12 protein-coding genes are annotated in these 18,115 nt (G+C 64.8%); 6 read left to right on the forward strand and 6 right to left on the reverse strand.

The annotated features are described in order from the left end of the window. Positions 1-34: 34 nt before the first annotated feature. The 3 genes from ushA to JC616_RS14930 form a co-directional block, all read right to left on the reverse strand. The gene (gene ushA, locus JC616_RS14920) at positions 35-1,681 is read right to left on the reverse strand and encodes a bifunctional UDP-sugar hydrolase/5'-nucleotidase UshA (protein ID WP_227103961.1); all 1,647 of its coding nucleotides are present in this window, start codon (positions 1,679-1,681) and stop codon (positions 35-37) included. Between the two features lie 122 nt (positions 1,682-1,803). Then, entirely contained in the window at positions 1,804-3,489 is a 1,686-nt protein-coding gene (locus tag JC616_RS14925; protein WP_227103963.1) for a glutamine--tRNA ligase/YqeY domain fusion protein, read from the reverse strand. A gap of 98 nt (positions 3,490-3,587) precedes the next feature. Continuing rightward, entirely contained in the window at positions 3,588-4,442 is an 855-nt protein-coding gene (locus JC616_RS14930; RefSeq protein WP_107800180.1) for a Kdo hydroxylase family protein, read from the reverse strand. Between the two features lie 536 nt (positions 4,443-4,978). Between JC616_RS14930 and JC616_RS14935 the strand changes: the two genes are divergently transcribed. Together JC616_RS14935 and JC616_RS14940 are read left to right on the forward strand one after the other, a co-directional pair. Beyond that, positions 4,979-7,258, forward strand: a complete 2,280-nt coding sequence (locus JC616_RS14935; RefSeq protein WP_227103965.1) for a YgiQ family radical SAM protein — start codon at positions 4,979-4,981, stop codon at positions 7,256-7,258. A gap of 97 nt (positions 7,259-7,355) precedes the next feature. Further along, positions 7,356-8,831 (forward strand): protein adenylyltransferase SelO, encoded by a 1,476-nt coding sequence (locus JC616_RS14940; protein ID WP_227103967.1) that lies wholly within the window; start codon positions 7,356-7,358, stop codon positions 8,829-8,831. Positions 8,832-8,912: 81 nt separating this feature from the next. On the opposite strand, the gene JC616_RS14945 is transcribed toward JC616_RS14940, so the two are convergent. Continuing rightward, the gene (locus JC616_RS14945; protein WP_227103968.1) at positions 8,913-9,422 is read right to left on the reverse strand and encodes a GNAT family N-acetyltransferase; all 510 of its coding nucleotides are present in this window, start codon (positions 9,420-9,422) and stop codon (positions 8,913-8,915) included. Between the two features lie 183 nt (positions 9,423-9,605). Between JC616_RS14945 and JC616_RS14950 the strand changes: the two genes are divergently transcribed. Next, positions 9,606-10,385 (forward strand): HAD-IIB family hydrolase, encoded by a 780-nt coding sequence (locus JC616_RS14950; protein WP_227103971.1) that lies wholly within the window; start codon positions 9,606-9,608, stop codon positions 10,383-10,385. Between the two features lie 185 nt (positions 10,386-10,570). Beyond that, positions 10,571-11,917, forward strand: a complete 1,347-nt coding sequence (locus tag JC616_RS14955) for an HD-GYP domain-containing protein (protein ID WP_227103973.1) — start codon at positions 10,571-10,573, stop codon at positions 11,915-11,917. 55 nt (positions 11,918-11,972) lie between these two features. On the opposite strand, the gene JC616_RS14960 is transcribed toward JC616_RS14955, so the two are convergent. Then, positions 11,973-12,419, reverse strand: a complete 447-nt coding sequence (locus JC616_RS14960) for a VOC family protein (protein ID WP_081545504.1) — start codon at positions 12,417-12,419, stop codon at positions 11,973-11,975. Positions 12,420-12,561: 142 nt separating this feature from the next. Further along, positions 12,562-15,393: an excinuclease ABC subunit UvrA gene (gene uvrA, locus JC616_RS14965; RefSeq protein WP_227103974.1), complete on the reverse strand. Its 2,832-nt coding sequence runs from the start codon at positions 15,391-15,393 to the stop codon at positions 12,562-12,564. A 177-nt stretch (positions 15,394-15,570) separates the two neighbouring features. Here uvrA and JC616_RS14970 point away from each other — a divergent pair, with 177 nt between their 5' ends. Beyond that, positions 15,571-16,932, forward strand: a complete 1,362-nt coding sequence (locus tag JC616_RS14970; protein ID WP_227103976.1) for an MFS transporter — start codon at positions 15,571-15,573, stop codon at positions 16,930-16,932. 47 nt (positions 16,933-16,979) lie between these two features. Beyond that, the gene (locus tag JC616_RS14975; protein ID WP_107800189.1) at positions 16,980-17,453 is read left to right on the forward strand and encodes a single-stranded DNA-binding protein; all 474 of its coding nucleotides are present in this window, start codon (positions 16,980-16,982) and stop codon (positions 17,451-17,453) included. The last annotated feature ends 662 nt before the right edge of the window (positions 17,454-18,115 follow it).

Raw genomic sequence — 18,115 nt, forward strand, 5'->3', positions numbered from 1 at the left:
GCGGTTTTCATGACCGGCACCGCTCTGACCGCGCTCAGTTGCGCGTCACTGCGTCCCCGGGCGCGTAAGCGCCGGCGTCTATCGGCGAATGCGCGGCGATGTACTCGCGCAGCATCTCGGCGTCGACGAAGCCGGTGTTGACGTAGCCCGGATGCTTGTTCATCAGCGGGTAACCGTCGCCGCCGGCGGCGATGAAGCTGTTGATCGCCATCCGGTAGGTCTTGGCCGGATCGATGGGCTGGCCGCCGATCAGCGCCTGCTGCAGCTCGCCGCCGACGATGCGCAGCTTGACGCCGGCGAACTGGCCAAAGGCGCCGGCGCCGGGCGTCATCCGCGCGGCGGCCTTCAGGTAATCCAGCGCTTCCTGGCCGTTCAGGTCCACATAGACCAGGGTGCTGCCGAAGGGGAACACCTTCAGCACGTCGCGGTAGTTGATCGCGCCGGCCGGCAGCGAATCGCGGATGCCGCCGGAATTGGACACGGCGAAGTCCGCCTTGACCTTGTCCATCATCACCCGGCCGACGAAGACGCCCAGATTGGTGGGCTGGCTGCGCACCACGCCGCGGTCGCCGTCCAGCTTGGCGCTGGTCCGCCCCACCGGCACATCCAGCGCCGCCTGGCCCTTGTTCTGATAACTTTGCAGGAAGTTGCGCAGCTTGCCGTCTTCCTCGATCAGCTGGGTGTACGGCACTTTCTGATCCTTGCCGTCCACGCCCTTGACGCTTTTCTTCAGATTGACCGGAATCAGCCGGTATTTGGAGAGCTTGAGTTTACCGTTGCGGAACTCGAAATCGGCACGGCCCACGTATTTGCCCCACTCGTGCGCCTGCACGATCCAGGCGCCGTTCTGGCGGTCCGGCGCGCAGGGCGCGCCCGGCACATAGGCGTCGTCGCGCTGGTTTTCCGCCTTCATGCACACCGGGTTCTGACTGTGGCCGCCCACGATCAGGTCCAGCCCCTTCACCGCGCGGGCCATCTCCACGTCGCCCGGCGCGTTCACGCCGTGCTGGCCGTCGGTGTAATGGCCCATATGGGTGGCGGCGATGACGATGTCGGCCTGCTGGCGCAGCTCCGGCACCAGCTTGCCGGCCTCGGCGATGGGGCTGCGGAACTCGATGCCCTTGACCTGCTCCGGGTTCACCATCTTGGCGGTGTCGTCGGTGGTCAGGCCCAGCACCGCCACCCTCACCCCGCCCAGATTGAACATCGCGTACGGGTCGAACATTCGCTTGCCGTCCTGGTAGATGTTGGCGGACAGCATGGGGAAGTTGATCCACTTGCGCTGTTTCATCAACACCGGCACCGGCTTGTCGAACTCGTGGTTGCCCACCGCCATCGCGTCGTAGCCTATGCGGCTCATGCCGCGGAAATCCGGCTCCGCGTCCTGCAGATCGGACTCCGGCACCCCGGTATTGATGTCGCCGCCGGACAGCAGCAGCATATAGCCGCCGTCGGCCTTGACCTCGGCGCGCACCTGGTCCACCAGGGTCTTCTGCGCGGCCAGGCCGTATTCGCCGTCGCTATTGGGCCAGAAACGGCCGTGGTGGTCGTTGGTGTGCAGGATGGTGATCTTGTAAGTCTTGTCTTCGACATAATTGCCCTTGCCGGGCGTGGCGGCGCAGGCGGAGAGCAGGCCGGCGGCCAGCAGGGACAGGGCAAGCAGTTTCACGGATAGTTTCATCGTTGATCCTTGGTTTTTATTGGAATGCATGCACGCCGCAAAAATGGCGGACCCGCGGGCCCGCCATTGCTGAAAGTCATTCCCTCGCCGGACGCGCACAGCTTCCGGCCGGGCGTCCAAGCTTATTTGCTCCAGCTGTCCTTCAGGCCCACACTGCGGTTGAACACCGCCTTGACCCCCGGCTGATGCTCGTAACGGTCGGTGACGAAATAACCCAGGCGTTCAAACTGGAAGCGCGATTCCGGCTCGGCCTGCAGCACCGAGGCCTCGACATAGGTCGGCACCAGTTTCAGCGATTCCGGGTTCAGGAACTGGCGGAAGTCCAGATATTCGCCGTCCTCGCCGCGCACCGCGTCCGGACGCGGCTCGGTGAACAGGCGCTCGTACCAGCGCACATCGGCCTCAATCGCGTGCTCGGCGGACACCCAGTGGATCACGCCCTTGACCTTGCGGCCTTCCGGGTTCTTGCCCAGCGTGTCGTGGTCGATGCTGCACTTGAGTTCCACCACCTTGCCGGCCGCGTCCTTAACCACTTCCTCGCACTTGATCACGTAGGAATAACGCAGGCGCACTTCGCCGCCAACGGTCAGGCGCTGCCACTTGGGCGGCGGCACTTCGGCGAAGTCGTCCTGCTCAATCCAGATCTCGCGGGCGATCGGCACTTCGCGCTCGCCGAACTCCGGATGATGCGGATGGAAGGGCGCGCTGCGGCTGGCGGTGACGGCGGCATCGTAATTGCTCAGCGTCACTTTCAGCGGATTCACCACCGCCATCACGCGCGGCGAATCGTTTTCCAACGTCTCGCGCACCGCGCCTTCCAGAATGGTCATGTCGATGATGTTTTCGCTCTTGGACACGCCGATGCGCTGAGCGAACAGCTTGATGCCGGCCGGACTGTAGCCGCGGCGGCGCATGCCGGCCACGGTAGGCATGCGCGGATCGTCCCAGCCGCTCACCGCGCCCTCGTTGACCAGCGCCAGCAGCTTGCGCTTGGAGGTCAGCGTATACAGCAGTTCCAGGCGCGACGATTCATACTGACGCGGATGGCAGCCGATGCTGATATTGTCCAGCACCCAGTCGTACAAGGGACGATGGTCTTCGAACTCCAGCGTACACAAGGAGTGGGTGATGCCCTCGATGGCGTCCGAAATGCAATGGGTGTAGTCGTACATCGGGTAGATGCACCACTTGTCGCCGGTGCGGTGATGATGCGCGCGGCGGATGCGGTAGATGGCCGGATCGCGCAGATTGATGTTGCCGGAAGACATGTCTATCTTCAGGCGCAACGTCTTGCTGCCGTCCGGAAACTCGCCGTTCTTCATGCGGGAGAACAGGTCCAGATTCTCCTCCACGCTGCGCTCGCGGTAGGGGCTGTTCTTGCCCGGCTCGGTCAGGCTGCCGCGGTACTGGCGCATTTCCTCGGCGGACAGATCGTCCACATAGGCCTTGCCGGCCTGGATCAGCTCCACCGCATAACCGTACAGGCGGTCGAAGTAGTCGGAAGCGAAGCGCACGTCGCCGTCCCACTTGAAACCCATCCAGCTGATGTCGTCGATGAAGGACTGCACGTACTCCGGCGATTCTTTCTCCGGATTGGTGTCGTCCATGCGCAGATTGCACTTGCCCTGGTAGTCCTCGGCCAGGCCGAAGTTCAGGCAAATGGCCTTGGCGTGGCCGATATGGGCGAAGCCGTTGGGTTCCGGCGGGAAGCGGGTGACGATGCTGCTGTGCTTGCCGGAGGCCAGGTCCTCGTCAATGATGTTGCGGATGAAGTTGCTGACAACCGGCGCGTTGTTTTCCGTGCTCATTGTTTTGTGCGGTGCGAGTTTATGACTAATCGAAGATTGTAACCGATTTCGCCCCCGCTGGGAGCGGACCGGCCTCGCCCGCCCCGCCTTTGGCCGCCTTACAACAAAGCCCGGCCCGACAACTGCTCCAGCAAGGCCAGCGGCGACTGCTGCGGCTGGGCCATCTCCGCCACCGGCAACCAGAAAGTCTGCTCCAGCATGAACTGGCCGGACATCACCGCGTGCGACGCGTGATCCGAGAAACAGACCCAGGCGCAACCGGGCGGGAACGGCATGGTTTCCTGCGGACATTGGCGCTGATAATCCAGGTCCGCCTTCATCGCGTCGTGCAGATGCAGCATGATGTGATCGTAAGCGCTGCGCTTGCGCTTGGTGATCCTCAAGCCCGCCAGCAAGGCCGCCGAACCCGGCCACTGCCGCGGCACCCGCGGCAACATGCGCCGCGCCATATCGGTGAACGGTTCGCCCACCCGCCACACCCGGGGCTCGCCATCGGGGTTGATATTGCAGAACACCCGCAGAATGCGTTCGCCGTAATTGGGACGGGACGGAAACGCGTCAACATGCAGCCGGCTATCGTCCTTGCGCCAGGACGTCCGGCGGTCCTCCACCCGCATCAGCCGCAGGCTGGTGGGCGCCGCGCGCAGCTTGCCCTGGTATTCCGGCAACAAGCGCGCGGCCAGGTCCGCGGCGGCCCGCTGGTAACGCGCGATCAAGCCGCGCACCTCCGCCTCCCGTTCCGCGCCGCCCACCACGCCGTGCAAAGCGCCGTTGTCCGGCTCCAGGCTGATGTTCTTGCGTTTGGGATCGGCGACGGCCGGGTCCAGCAAGCGGCCCTCCTCGGCCAGCAGCTTGAAATCGAAGCTGGGCAGATACAAGACCTTGCCCTGCTCCAACTCATCCACATAGCGGCCTTGCGCCGCGCCGTCCACCCATACGATCTGGCTCGTCATCTGAGCTCCTAGCTGAAACAATGATTTCCACGCGGCAAGGAGCGGCTGACAAAGCCGACTGGCCCGAGGCCAGACCCGCTTTACAAGTCGCTCACCCTCGGCCGCGTCTATAGAACCTGTCCAAAATCCCGCGAGCACGCGCGAGACATAAACTTGGCGAAAATCGCTGAGAACCCGGCATGCGCTCGTGACACGGGAGCATGTCGCATGCGGCGCTCACCGTGCCGCGTCTCACGGAAGCGCAGCAGACTTTGAACAGGCCCTAAGCGGCCACCCCGCCCCGCCAAGCCGTTTACCGGCCCTGCAAGCGGGCCGCTAGGATACGCCTGCGGCCGGGGAATGTCATGTGGGAACCCCGGCGCCCCGTTCCTGCGGCCAGGGCGCGCAGCGCCTTGATTTTGATGGGCAAAACCGCCCTTGCGGCAAAACCCTACTGCAACCAAGGCAATTTCCAATAAAAAACAAGCGCTTAATCCACAAGCAAGCGGCAACTATGGCATAATAGCGGGTTGTCTGAACTTCAGCCTTTTGCCAGCATGACGACCGCACACGCCGCCAAACCGATCACCTCCTACCGCAAGTACTGGGCCAGCCGCTTCGGCGCCGCCCCGTTCCTGCCGATGACCCGCGCCGAAATGGAGCAGCTGGGTTGGGACTCCTGTGACATCATCCTGATCACCGGCGACGGTTATATCGACCACCCCAGCTTCGGCATGGCGCTGGTGGGCCGGCTGCTGGAAGACCAGGGCTTCCGCGTGGGCATCATCGCCCAGCCGGATTGGCACTCGGCGGACGCCTTCCGCGAACTGGGCAAGCCCAATCTGTTCTTCGGCGTCACCGCCGGCAATATGGACTCCATGATCAACCGCTACACCGCGGACCGCCGCCCGCGCTCGGACGACGCCTACACCCCGCACGCCGCGGCCAACAAGCGCCCGGACCGCGCCGTCACCGTCTACGCCCAGCGCTGCCGCGAAGCCTATCCCGGCGTGGGCGTGATGGTGGGCAGCATCGAGGCCAGCCTGCGCCGCATCGCCCACTACGACTACTGGAGCGAGAAAGTGCGCCCGTCGGTGCTGATCAACTCCAAGGCCGACCTGCTGCTGTACGGCAACGCCGAACGCGCGCTGGTGGAAGTGGCGCACCGCGCCGCCAGGGGCGAGAAGCTGAGCGAGATCCGCGACGTGCGCGGCACCGCCTTCATCGTGCCACACGGCTGGCGCCCGGATGAAGAATGGCAGGAAATGGACTCCAGCGTGGTGGACCTGCCGGGCAAGGTGGACGTCCACCTCAACCCCTACCAGGAAATCCCGGAACAGGCGGCCGAAGCCACCAAGGACCAGGACCCGTCCAAGCCGCAGGTAATCCGCATCGAATCCCGCGAAGAGCGCCTGGCCAAGCGCCGCGCCGAACGCGCCAAGACCGTGATCCGCATCCCGGCCTACGAGGCCGTGGCCCACGACCCGGTGCTGTACGCCCACGCCAGCCGCACCCTGCACCTGGAATCCAACCCCGGCAACGCCCGCGCGCTGGTGCAGATGCACGGTGAGCGCGACGTGTGGCTGACCCCGCCGCCCATTCCGCTCTCCACCGAGGAAATGGACCACGTTTACGGCCTGCCCTACGCCCGCAACCCGCACCCCAGCTACGGCGACGCCAATATCCCGGCCTGGGAAATGATCAAATACTCGGTCAACATCATGCGCGGCTGTTTCGGCGGCTGTACCTTCTGCTCCATCACCGAGCACGAAGGCCGCATCATCCAGAGCCGTTCCGAGGAATCCATCCTCAAGGAAATCGAGGAAATCCGCGACAAGACCCCGGGCTTCACCGGCCATATCTCGGACCTGGGCGGCCCGACCGCGAATATGTACCGCCTCTCCTGCAAGGACCCGAAGATCGAGCGCTCCTGTAGGAAGCTGTCCTGCGTGTTCCCGGACATCTGCGAAAACCTGAACACCGACCACAGCCACCTGATCCAGCTTTACCGCAAGGCGCGCGCGCTGCCGGGTGTGAAGAAGATCAACATCCAGTCCGGCCTGCGCTACGACCTGGCCGTGCGTTCGCCCGAGTACATCAAGGAATTGGTGCAGCACCATGTGGGCGGCTATCTGAAGATCGCCCCGGAACATACCGAGGACGGTCCGCTGTCCATGATGATGAAGCCGGGCATGGGCGCGTACGACAAGTTCAAGGAACTGTTCGAACGCTTCAGCCGTCAGGCCGGCAAGGAACAGTATCTGATTCCCTACTTCATCGCCGCCCACCCCGGCACCAGCGACGAAGACATGATGAACCTGGCGCTGTGGCTGAAGAAGAACAACTTCCGCCTGGACCAGGTGCAAACCTTCACCCCCACGCCGATGGCGATGGCCACCACCATGTGGCACACCCGCCGCAATCCGCTCAAGCGCCTGTCGCGCAGCTCGGAAAAAGTGGACGTGGTGCGCGACGGCTACCGCCGCAAGCTGCACAAGGCCTTCCTGCGCTACCACCACCCGGACAACTGGCAGATCCTCCACGACGCGCTGATTCAGATGGGCCGAAGCGACCTGATCGGCCACAGCAAGCACTGCCTGATTCCGCCGACGCCGCCGGGCGACAAGGCCGCCGCCGTGCGCCACCGCATGGGTGCGCCGCTGTCGCGCAACAAGGCCCCAGGCCAGCGCGCCGCCGCCCCCGCCGGTCACGGACAGCGCGGCAAGCCCGCGCAGGCCAAAGCCATGGCCAAGCCCGGCGCCGGCCAAGCGCCGGCCGGACGCGGCAAGCCCGCGAAACCCGGCAGCAAACCGGCCGGCAAGGGCCGCAGTCGTTAAATCCAGCCGCCCACGGGCGGCTTTTTGCCGGCCGGCGGCCGGGCACTTTGCCCCGCCGCCGGCGTCTCAATCCAATACCCCGCCCAGCGAGCCCGCCATGATCCACATCGACTTCGACCACAGCTACGCCCGCGACCTGCCCGACGCCTGCGCGCCGGTGCAGCCAGAACGCCCGCCCGCGCCGGCCCTGCTGTACTGGAACGCCGAACTGGCGCAAGAGCTGGGCCTGGACAGCGGCCAGGCCGACGCCGCCGAGCTGGCCGCCGCCTTCTCCGGCGCCGCCTTGCCGGCCGGCGCCAAGCCGGTGGCCCAAGCCTATGCCGGCCACCAGTTCGGCGGCCTGTCGCCGTCGCTGGGCGACGGCCGCGCGCTGCTGCTGGGCGAAGTCATCGACCGCAACGGCCAACGCCGCGACATCGCCTTCAAGGGCAGCGGCCGCACTCCGTTCTCGCGCCGCGGCGACGGCAAGGCCGCGGTGGGGCCGATGCTGCGCGAACTGATCATCGGCGAAGCCATGCACGCGCTCGCCATCCCCAGCACCCGCGCGCTGGCCGTCACCGCCACCGGCGAAACCGTCTACCGCGAACAAGCGCTGCCCGGCGCGGTGCTGACCCGCGTCGCCGCCAGCCATCTGCGCGTCGGCACCTTCCAGTACTTCGCCCTCCGCGGCGAACGCGACATGCTGCGCCAGGTGGCCGACTACACCCTGGCGCGCCACTATCCCGAACTGGCCGGCGCCGAGCAGCCCTATCTGGCGCTGCTGCAAGCTGCGGCGGAACGCCAGGCGGAACTGATCGCCCGCTGGATGCACGCCGGCTTCATCCACGGCGTGATGAACACTGACAATATGGCGCTCAGCGGCCAAACCATAGACTACGGCCCCTGCGCCTTCATGGACGTCCATCATCCGTCCTCCGTGTTCAGCTCCATCGACAGCGGCGGCCGCTACGCCTACGGCAACCAGCCGGCCATCGCCCAATGGAACCTGGCCCGGCTGGCGGAAACCCTGCTGCCGCTGCTGGACCCGGACGAGCCCAAGAACGCGGTGCCGGCGGCCACCGCCGTCATCGAAGACTTCGCCGAGCGCTACCAGGCCCACTGGCTGCGACAGGCGCGCCGCAAGCTGGGCCTGAGCCAGGCGCAGGACATCGACCAGGAGCTGGCCGAAGACTGGCTGGCGCTGCTGGCGCGCCAGGACGCCGACCACACTCTGGCCTGGCGCCGGCTGGCCGACGCCGCCGAAGGCCAAGACCAGGCACTGACTCAGCTCTTCAACGACCCGGCCGCCGCCGCGCCCTGGCTGGCGCGCTGGCGCCAGCGGCTGGACGCCGAACCGCAAGCCGCCGCCGAACGCGCCGCCGCGCTGCGCCAGGCCAACCCGCTCTACATCCCGCGCAACCACCTGGTGGAAGAAGCGCTGGCCGCCGCCAGCGACCACGGCGACATGGGCCCGACGCTGGCGCTGCTGGACGCGCTGCGTCAACCGTTCACCGAACGCGCCGGCCTGGAGCGCTACACGCTGCCGGCCGCGCCGGAAGTGGCGCAGGGGTATCGGACCTTCTGCGGCACCTGATTACCGCCAGCCGCAGCCGATAAAACAAAAAGCGCAAGGCTCACCACCTTGCGCTTCCCCGCCAGCCCTGCTCAACAGCCTTCAAGCCAAGCGCTTCTCCATCACGTCGTCGTCCATCACAAAGCCGTTGCCGATGTCGAACACCGCCTGCTCCCGCAAGGTGAAACCACGCTGCTTGTACACCGCGATGGCGCCGGCATTGTGCTTGTTCACCGTCAAGACCAGGGTATGGCAGCCGCGCTGCCGCGCAGCCCGTTCCACCGCGTCCAGCATATAAGCGCCCAGGCCGCGGCCGCGCGTCTCCGCCAATAGATACAGCTGCTCCAGCTTCATCTCCCCCGGCGTCGCCGTCAGCGCGTGACTGCAATAACCCACCAGCCTGCCGTCCAGCCTCAACAGGCCAAACCAGCGGTCCGGCGCGCCCAGATAGGCGGACAGCTTTTCCGGCACATAACGGCCGGCCAGCATGTATTCGATCTGCTCGCGGCTGATCATGCTGATGAAATGCTGATGCCAGATCTCGCCGGCCAGTTCGGCCAGGGCGGAAAAATCGGCGGCGGTCAACGGATCCAGACAAACGTTTTGGCTCATGCGCGGCACTCTCCAGGTTGAACGGTCATAAAAGGAAAATGTGGGCGATACCGCTCGCAGACAAGTCCGGAGGCATTCGATTCAGCGCGGCGGCTTCACCCTAGTTGCCAAGACAGTTAGAATACAAACATCATAAAACGGCGCTAAAAACCCGCCGCCGCCACCTTCCCGCAGCGAGACTTCATGCACTTCATCTTTGATATCGACGGCACCATTTGCTTCAACGGCAGGACCATCAGCCCGGCCATCCAGGACGCGCTGGACAGCCTGCGCCGGCACGGCCACCAGTTGGGCTTTGCTTCCGCCCGCCCCTACCGCGACATCCTGCCCTTGCTGGATGCTCGCTTCCACGATGTGCTGATCATCGGCGCCAACGGCGCGATGAGCCATCGGCAAGGCCAGTTGCACCGGCTGAACCCCATCCCGGACCCGGTGTTCGCCGACGTCACCCAACTGGCGCAACGCTTCGCCGCGTCCTATCTGGTGGACCTGAGCTGGAACTACCACTACAACGGCGACGCCAGCCACCCCTTCCTCAACAAGGTGGACCCCGGCAAACTGGCCAGCCATGTCGGCGCCGAAGACATCCGCCAGCCGGCCAAGCTGCTGATCACCGCCTGCGCCGACGTCCCCGGCCTGCGCCGGGAACTGGACGCCCACGCCGGCGTGGAGCTGCACCACCATTCCGACGAACAGATCTTCGACATCACCGCCGCCGGCGTCAGCAAGATGGCCGCGCTGCGCCAATGCGGCATTGCCGCCGAGGAGCTGATCTGCTTCGGCAACGACAGCAACGATGTCAGCATGTTCCTGGACGCCGGCCACTCGGTGCAGGTAGGCGCCCATCCGCGGCTGGCGGAACTGGCCAGCGAACGCTTGCCGTTGGACCAGGACATTGAAGCGCGGCTGGTGGACGCCATCGCGCGGCTGAGCAGCGAACGCGCGCCGGCGCGGCGGGATTGAAAAAGCGCGCTCCGCCGAGGATAAAGAAGATGGGGCCGCTCACAAAGAGGCCGCGTTGCGACGATTCGCCGTTGATGCACGGCCTGCGTTTGCGCGCCTTGTCCCTGGCTCTCTGCAAGATGGCGTGAGCGGAGCCAAGCAGGTTCCCGCCGTCTCCCTACCCGCCTCAATTCCGTGGAGCGCCCATGGCCGCCACCCTAAAGCTGTCCGAACTGATCAGCTCGCTGAGCTACGCGCTGGACATCACCGAAGGCCAGCCCGAAGGCCATTGCATCCGCAGCTGCTGGATAGGCATGCATATCGGCCAATGCATAGGCCTGCCGCCGCAACGGCTATGGGATTTGTACTACGCCATCCTGCTCAAGGACCTGGGCTGCAGCAGCAACGCGGCGCGCATTTGCGAGCTCTACCAGACCGACGATCGCAGCTTCAAACAAGACTTCAAGCAAGTGGGCGCCGGCCTGCCGCAGCTGCTGGGCTTTGTGTTCAAGAACACCGGCACCCACAGCGAGGGCTGGGCGCGGCGCGCGGCTTCCGTTCTCAAAGTGCTGCGCCACGGCAGGACGATGGCGGACGAACTGATCAACACCCGCTGCCACCGCGGCGCCGACATCGCCCGCCAGCTGCGTTTCAATGAAAACGTGGCGCGCGGCATTCAATCGCTGGACGAACACTGGGACGGCTCCGGCCGGCCGCTGGGGCTGCGCGGCGACGCCATTCCGCTGAATTCGCGCATCGCGCTGCTGGCCCAGGTGATAGACGTGTTCCACATCACCCACGGCCGCCAGGCGGCGCTGGAGCAGGCGCTGCGCCGCGCCGGCGGCTGGTTCGATCCGGAACTGGTGGCCGCCTTCCGCCGCGTAGGCGCCCGGCCGGACTTCTGGCGGCAGCTGGAGGCCGACGACATCGACCAGGCGGTGCTGAGGCTGGAGCCGGCCCAATACGCGGTGCCGCTGGACGAGGACTATCTGGACGAGATCGCCGAGGGTTTCGGCCAGGTGGTGGATTCCAAAAGCCCGTTCACCGCCGGCCACAGCCAAAGAGTGGGCCATTACGCCGACCAGATCGCCGCGGAACTGGAGCTGGGCCAGGAACGGCGACGCTGGCTGAAACGCGGCGCGCTCCTGCACGACGTGGGCAAGCTGGGCGTCAGCAACATCATACTGGACAAGCCCGGCAAGCTGGAGGCGGACGAATGGGAGGCGGTCAAACGCCACGCCGCTTACACCGAAGCCATCCTGGGCCGCATCGAACACTTCGCCGAACTGGCCTGGGTGGCCGGCGCCCACCACGAGCGCCCGGACGGCGGCGGCTACCCGCGCGGCCTGTCCGGCGACGCCATCGCGCTGGAAACCCGCATCATCACCGCCGCGGACATCTTCGACGCCATCAACGCGGAACGCCCCTACCACCCGGCCACCCCCGCGCCGCAAACGCTGGACATCATGCGCCGGCACCTGGGCAGCGCCATCGACCCCGCCTGCTTCGCCGCGCTGGAACAAGTGCTGCGCCAGGAGGGCGCGCTGTCTTGAGCGCATAAAAAACCGCCGGCGCAAGACCGGCGGTTTTAGTTTCGGATGACGGTTGTCACTCCAGTTGTTCGTTCAGCTTGAGCTTGCCCACCAGCCAGGTGTGATCGTAGCTGACGATCTCGAACGGATTGCCGAAGGGATCGACAAAGGACAGCGAGCAGAAAAAGCGATGGTCGCGCACGGAGTCCCGGGCGATGGTCTGGCCGTCGCGATTGGTGACGCGCTCGCCGGCCAGCTGGTCTATCCACTCCAGAAAATCCTGGCCGCTCACCACAAAGGCGATGTCGCCCTGATGATTGGCCGCCCCGCTCTTGTCTTCGCTCACCGCCAGGCGCACCGCGCCGTTGGCGTTGGCCAACATCACCGCTCCGTGCGGGCCTTCGCGCATGTGCTTATAGCGCGGGTCCGGGGCCATGGCCAGCACGCGCTGATACCATTTCAGGGCCTTGGGCACGTCAGTCACACGAATGTGGATGTGATCGATCTTGCCTAAAGTCAGCATGACTTCCTCATATTGTTTTTGATGCGATGGCCCTTGGGCGACGCGCCGTTCAGCTGGGCTGGCGACGCTATTCGCCCCTTGCCACCGCCGGTATTTCTTTATAACAGCAAGCTGTCTATCCGCGCATTGTACTTGATTGCCATCAGCCTTGCTCGCGCTGCAACAAAGGCTGCAAATAGCGCCCGGTATGGCTGACCGGATTGGCCGCCACTTGTTCCGGCGTGCCGGTGGCGATGATCTGGCCGCCGCCGGCGCCGCCTTCCGGCCCCAAATCTATCAGCCAGTCCGCGGTTTTGACCACGTCCAGATTATGCTCGATCACCACGACGGTGTTGCCGCTTTCGCGCAGGCGGTGCAGCACTTGCAACAGCAGGTCGATGTCATGGAAATGCAGGCCGGTGGTGGGCTCGTCCAGGATATACAGAGTGCGGCCGGTGTCGCGCTTGGACAATTCCAGCCCCAGCTTGACGCGCTGGGCCTCGCCGCCGGACAGGGTGGTGGCGCTCTGCCCCAGGCGGATATAGCCCAGGCCCACGTCCATCAGCGTTTTCAGCTTGCGCGCCACGGTGGGCACCACGCTGAAGAAGTCCAGCGCCTGTTCCACCGTCATTTCCAGCACTTCGTGAATGCTCTTGCCCTTGTATTGCACTTCCAGGGTTTCGCGGTTGTAGCGCTTGCCGTGGCATACGTCGCAAGGCACGTAGACATCCGGCAGGAAGTGCATTTCCACCTTGATCACGCCGTCGCCCTGGCAGGCCTCGCAGCGGCCGCCCTTGACGTTGAAGGAGAAGCGACCCGGCCCGTAGCCGCGCTCGCGCGACAGCGGCACGCCGGCGAACAGTTCGCGAATGGGGGTGAACAAGCCGGTGTAGGTGGCCGGGTTGGAGCGCGGGGTGCGGCCGATCGGGCTCTGGTCTACGTTGATCACCTTGTCCAGCTGCTTCAGGCCCTGGATGTCCTGGTAGGCCGCCGGTTCTTCGCTGGCGCCGTTGAGTTCGCGCGCGGTGATCTTGTACAGGGTGTCGTTGATCAATGTGGACTTGCCGGAGCCGGACACGCCGGTAATGCACACCAGCATGCCCAAGGGCAGGTCCAGGGTGACGTCCTTGAGGTTGTTGCCGCTGGCGCCGATCAGGCGCAGCATGCGCTCCGGATCCACCTCGCGGCGCTCGCCGCCCAGCGCGATGCGGCGGCGGCCGGACAAGTAATCGCCGGTGACGGAATGGGCGCAGGCGGCCACTTCCGCCGGGGTGCCGGCCACCAACACTTCGCCGCCGTGCTCGCCGGCGCCCGGCCCCATGTCCACCAGGTAGTCCGCGGCGCGGATGGCGTCTTCGTCGTGCTCGACCACGATCACGCTATTGCCCAGATCGCGCAGCCGCATCAAGGTGGCCAGCAGGCGGTCGTTGTCGCGTTGATGCAGGCCGATGGACGGCTCGTCCAGCACGTACATCACCCCGGTCAGGCCGGAGCCGATCTGGCTGGCCAGGCGGATGCGCTGCGCCTCGCCGCCGGACAGGGTGTCCGCGGAACGGGACAGGTTCAGGTAGTCCAGGCCCACATTATTGAGGAAGGACACCCGCTCGCTGATCTCCTTGACGATTTTCTCCGCCACCGCCTGTTTCTGGCCGCTGAAAGCCAGTTGGGCGAAAAAGCCGGCGGTGTCCTTCAGCGGCATCTGGTTGATCTCGTACAGCGTCTTGTCGCCGACGAAGACATGGCGCGCCTCCAGGCGCAGCCGCGAGCCCTGACAGTGCGGGCAGGGCTGGTTGTTCTGGTACTTGGCCAGTTCCTCGCGCACCGCGGAGGAGTCGGTTTCGCGGTAGCGGCGCTCCAGATTGGGGATGATGCCCTCAAACGGATGCGCGCGGCTGAATTTGGTGCCCTTCTCCGACATATAGCTGAACTCGATGCTGTCGCGGCCGGAGCCGTGCAGCACCACGTTGCGCACTTTTTCCGGCAGGTCTTCAAAGGCGAGTTCGGCCACGGAAAAACCGTAATGCTCGCCCAGCGCCATCAGCATCTGGAAATAGAACTGGTTGCGCTTGTCCCAGCCCTTGATCGCGCCGGCGGCCAGGCTCAGTTCCGGATGCGCCACCACCCGGCGCGGATCGAAGAAGGTGATTTCGCCCAGGCCGTCGCACTTGGGGCAGGCGCCCATGGGGTTGTTGAAGGAGAACAGCCGCGGCTCCAGCTCCGGCAGGCTGTAGGAGCACACCGGGCAGGCGAACTTGGCGGAAAACCAGTGTTCCTTGGCGCTGTCCATTTCCACGGCGATGGCGCGGCCCTCGGCGTGGCGCAGCGCGGTTTCAAAGCTTTCCGCCAGCCGCTGTTTCATGTCCTCGCGCACTTTCAGGCGGTCTATCACCACTTCTATGGTGTGCTTCTTGTTCTTGTCCAGCTTGGGCACGGCGTCGAGTTCAAACACTTCGCCGTCCACCCGCACCCGCACGAAGCCCTGGGCGCGCAGGTCTTCGAACAAGTCCAGATTCTCCCCCTTGCGGCCGACGATGACCGGGGCCAGGATCATCACCCGGCTTTCCTCCGGCAAGGCCAGCACATGGTCCACCATCTGGCTGACGGTTTGCGAGGACAGCGGCACGCCGTGCTCCGGGCAGTGCGGCTCGCCGACGCGCGCGTACAGCAGACGCAGGTAGTCGTGGATTTCGGTGACGGTGCCCACGGTGGAACGCGGGTTGTGGCTGGTGGCCTTCTGTTCGATGGAGATCGCCGGCGACAGGCCTTCGATCAGGTCCACGTCCGGCTTTTCCATCAATTGCAGGAACTGGCGCGCATAGGCGGACAGGCTTTCCACGTAACGGCGCTGCCCTTCCGCGTACAGGGTGTCGAAGGCCAGCGAGGATTTGCCGGAGCCGGACAGGCCGGTAATCACGATCAATTGGTGGCGGGGCAAATCCAGGTTGATGTTCTTCAGATTGTGCGTGCGTGCGCCGCGAATGCGAATGCTGTCCATATTGGAGCGTAACTCACCGTCGGTCAGGGAACCTGTTAATATACCTGACTTGGCAAGTCTGACTCCACCAGTCTTTAACGCGCGGCGTCATCCGGAACGGCGCCGGACCGTTACTAGAACCATGGGGCGCGGCCCGCAGGCCGCAGCCCGCCAGCAACACAAACGACGCACACAAGAATGAACGCAACAGAACTCCGGGCCAGCCTTGGCCTCGCCGGCATCTACGCCCTGCGCATGCTGGGCATGTTCCTGATCCTGCCGGTATTCGCCCTGTACGCCCAAACCCTGGAAGGCGCGGACAATCACACGCTGATCGGCATCGCGCTGGGCAGTTACGGCCTGACCCAGGCCTTGCTGCAACTGCCGCTGGGCATGCTCTCCGACAAGATAGGCCGCAAGAAGGTGATTTACGGCGGCTTGCTGCTGTTCGCGCTGGGCAGCTTCGTCGCCGCCGGCGCCCACGACATCGCCACCCTGACCGTGGGCCGGGTCATCCAGGGCGCCGGCGCCATTTCCGCCGCCATCACCGCGCTGCTGGCGGACCTGACCCGCGAGGAAAACCGCACCAAGGCGATGGCGATGATAGGCATGTCCATCGGCACCACCTTCGCCGCCAGCCTGGTGCTGGGGCCGCTCTTGGCCAAATATATCGGGGTCAACGGCATTTTCGCGCTCACCGGCGTGCTGTCGCTGGCGGCGCTGATCGGCGTCTGGCTGATCATCCCGGACCCGGTCAGCTCCCGCTTCCACTCCGACACCGAGGCCAACGCCAAACGGCTGCCGGCGGTGCTGAAAGACCCGCAGCTGCTGCAGCTCAATTACGGCATCTTCGCCTTGCACGCGGCGCAGATGGCGATGTTCGTCACCATCCCCTTCGCGCTGATCAAGACCGCGCACCTGGACAAGACCCAGCACTGGCAGGTGTATCTGCCGGTGACGGTGATCGGTTTCCTGCTGATGGTGCCGGCCATCATCTACGGCGAGAAAAAGGCCAGGCTCAAGCAGGTGTTCGTCGGCGCCATCGCGCTGATGGCCGCCGCCCAACTGGGCATGGCGATGGCGCTGGACAGCTTCTGGCAGATCGTGGCCTGGCTGGGCCTGTATTTCATCGCCTTCAATATTCTTGAAGCCACGCTGCCGTCCTTGATTTCCAAGATCGCCCCGGCGGATGCCAAGGGAACCGCGATTGGCGTGTATAATACCGCCCAATCCCTTGGCCTGTTCCTGGGCGCGGCCGTCGGCGGCTGGCTGTACACCCGCTTTGGTCCGGCCGGCGTGTTCGGCTTCACCAGCCTGCTGATGCTCACCTGGCTGCTGTGGTCGCTGGCCATGCGGCCGCCCAAGCCGGTGCGCTCGGTGATGTATCACATCGGCGAGGACTGGCGTGGCGACGCCGGCGATCTGTCCCGCCAATTGGCCGGCGTGACCGGCGTGCATGAAGCCGTGGTCGTGTTGGAAGACCGCGTGGCCTACCTGAAGGTATCGCAGCGGCAGTGGGACGAGGCGACGGTGCAGCGCCTGATCGGAGCCACGTTCTGAGCTGCGGCGACAGGCCAAATATTTAGATTTTTATTCGGAGACATCTGATGAACAGCATCACCTTTGACGGCCGTCTGGCCGCCGACGCCGAACTGCGCTACACCCCCAGCGGTGAGCCGGTACTGTCGTTCCGCGTAGCCAGCGACATCGGCTTTGGCGAGCGCAAGAGCACCAACTGGTTCAGCTGCCAGGTATGGGGCAAGCGCGGTGAATCGCTGAAGAACTACCTGGCAAAAGGCCAGCAAGTAACCGTTTACGGCCAACTGACCCTGCGCGAATGGCAGGACAAAGAAGGCAATAAACGCCTGTCCCCGGACGTGCGCGTCAATGAACTGAGCCTGCAGGGCGGCCGCAATGAAATGGGCGGTTCCGGCGGCGGCATGAGCGGCGGCGGCATGGACGACGGTTACGGCTACAACGCCCCGGCCCCGCGCCAGGAAGCCCCGCCCGCGCCGCGCCGCCAGGAGCAGCGCCCGGCGCCCAAGCAACTGGACGACATGGACGACGACATTCCGTTCTAAACACCGGATCGTCACTGTCAAACAAGACCGAAACACAGGGCGCCGTCAGCGGATGGCGCCGGATTTCGGTCTTTTTCTTTGCTGTTTCGCCCTAACCCCCGCCCGCCCCGCTTATCCGGACCGGAGGCAAGCCGGACTTGAACGCCGCGCTGGCAAGCGCGTCAGCGTCCTCCTCTGTTCGCCAATCGGCATGCATCTCCCTCCCGCCACCCCTGTCCGCAGCCAAGCCAGGGCGCAGCTTGCTGCGCCGCATCGTACTATCTCGGAACATTAAGCGCCTGCCGTGTCTAGCTTTGGCTGTACTTGAGCCGATATCGACACTCTCGAAATGTGCGTTTGCACAAATGAGACAAATCCACTTCGCCGACATATGTCGAGTGAATTTTACTGTGTCAATTTCATGCCGTATTGATATAATTTCCACGTATTATCAAAACGACATATTCGGCCTGTCTTATACGACATGTGCAGGGCACCCATGAAAAACGCCGCATCGCGCACCGTACTCCGTCAGCCACGCCAATCCACGGCGTCGCCAACCGACCCGCCCCTCTCCGGGCCTATCCGCCGCCCGTAAAACCCATCCCGTACTAAAGCCGCAACGATAGCGGCGACGCGTCCTTCTTTTTTGTCGCGCCTTCATTCGCCCTTAACTTTATTTT

This window comes from Chromobacterium rhizoryzae, from assembly GCF_020544465.1.
Taxonomy (GTDB): Bacteria; Pseudomonadota; Gammaproteobacteria; order Burkholderiales; family Chromobacteriaceae; genus Chromobacterium.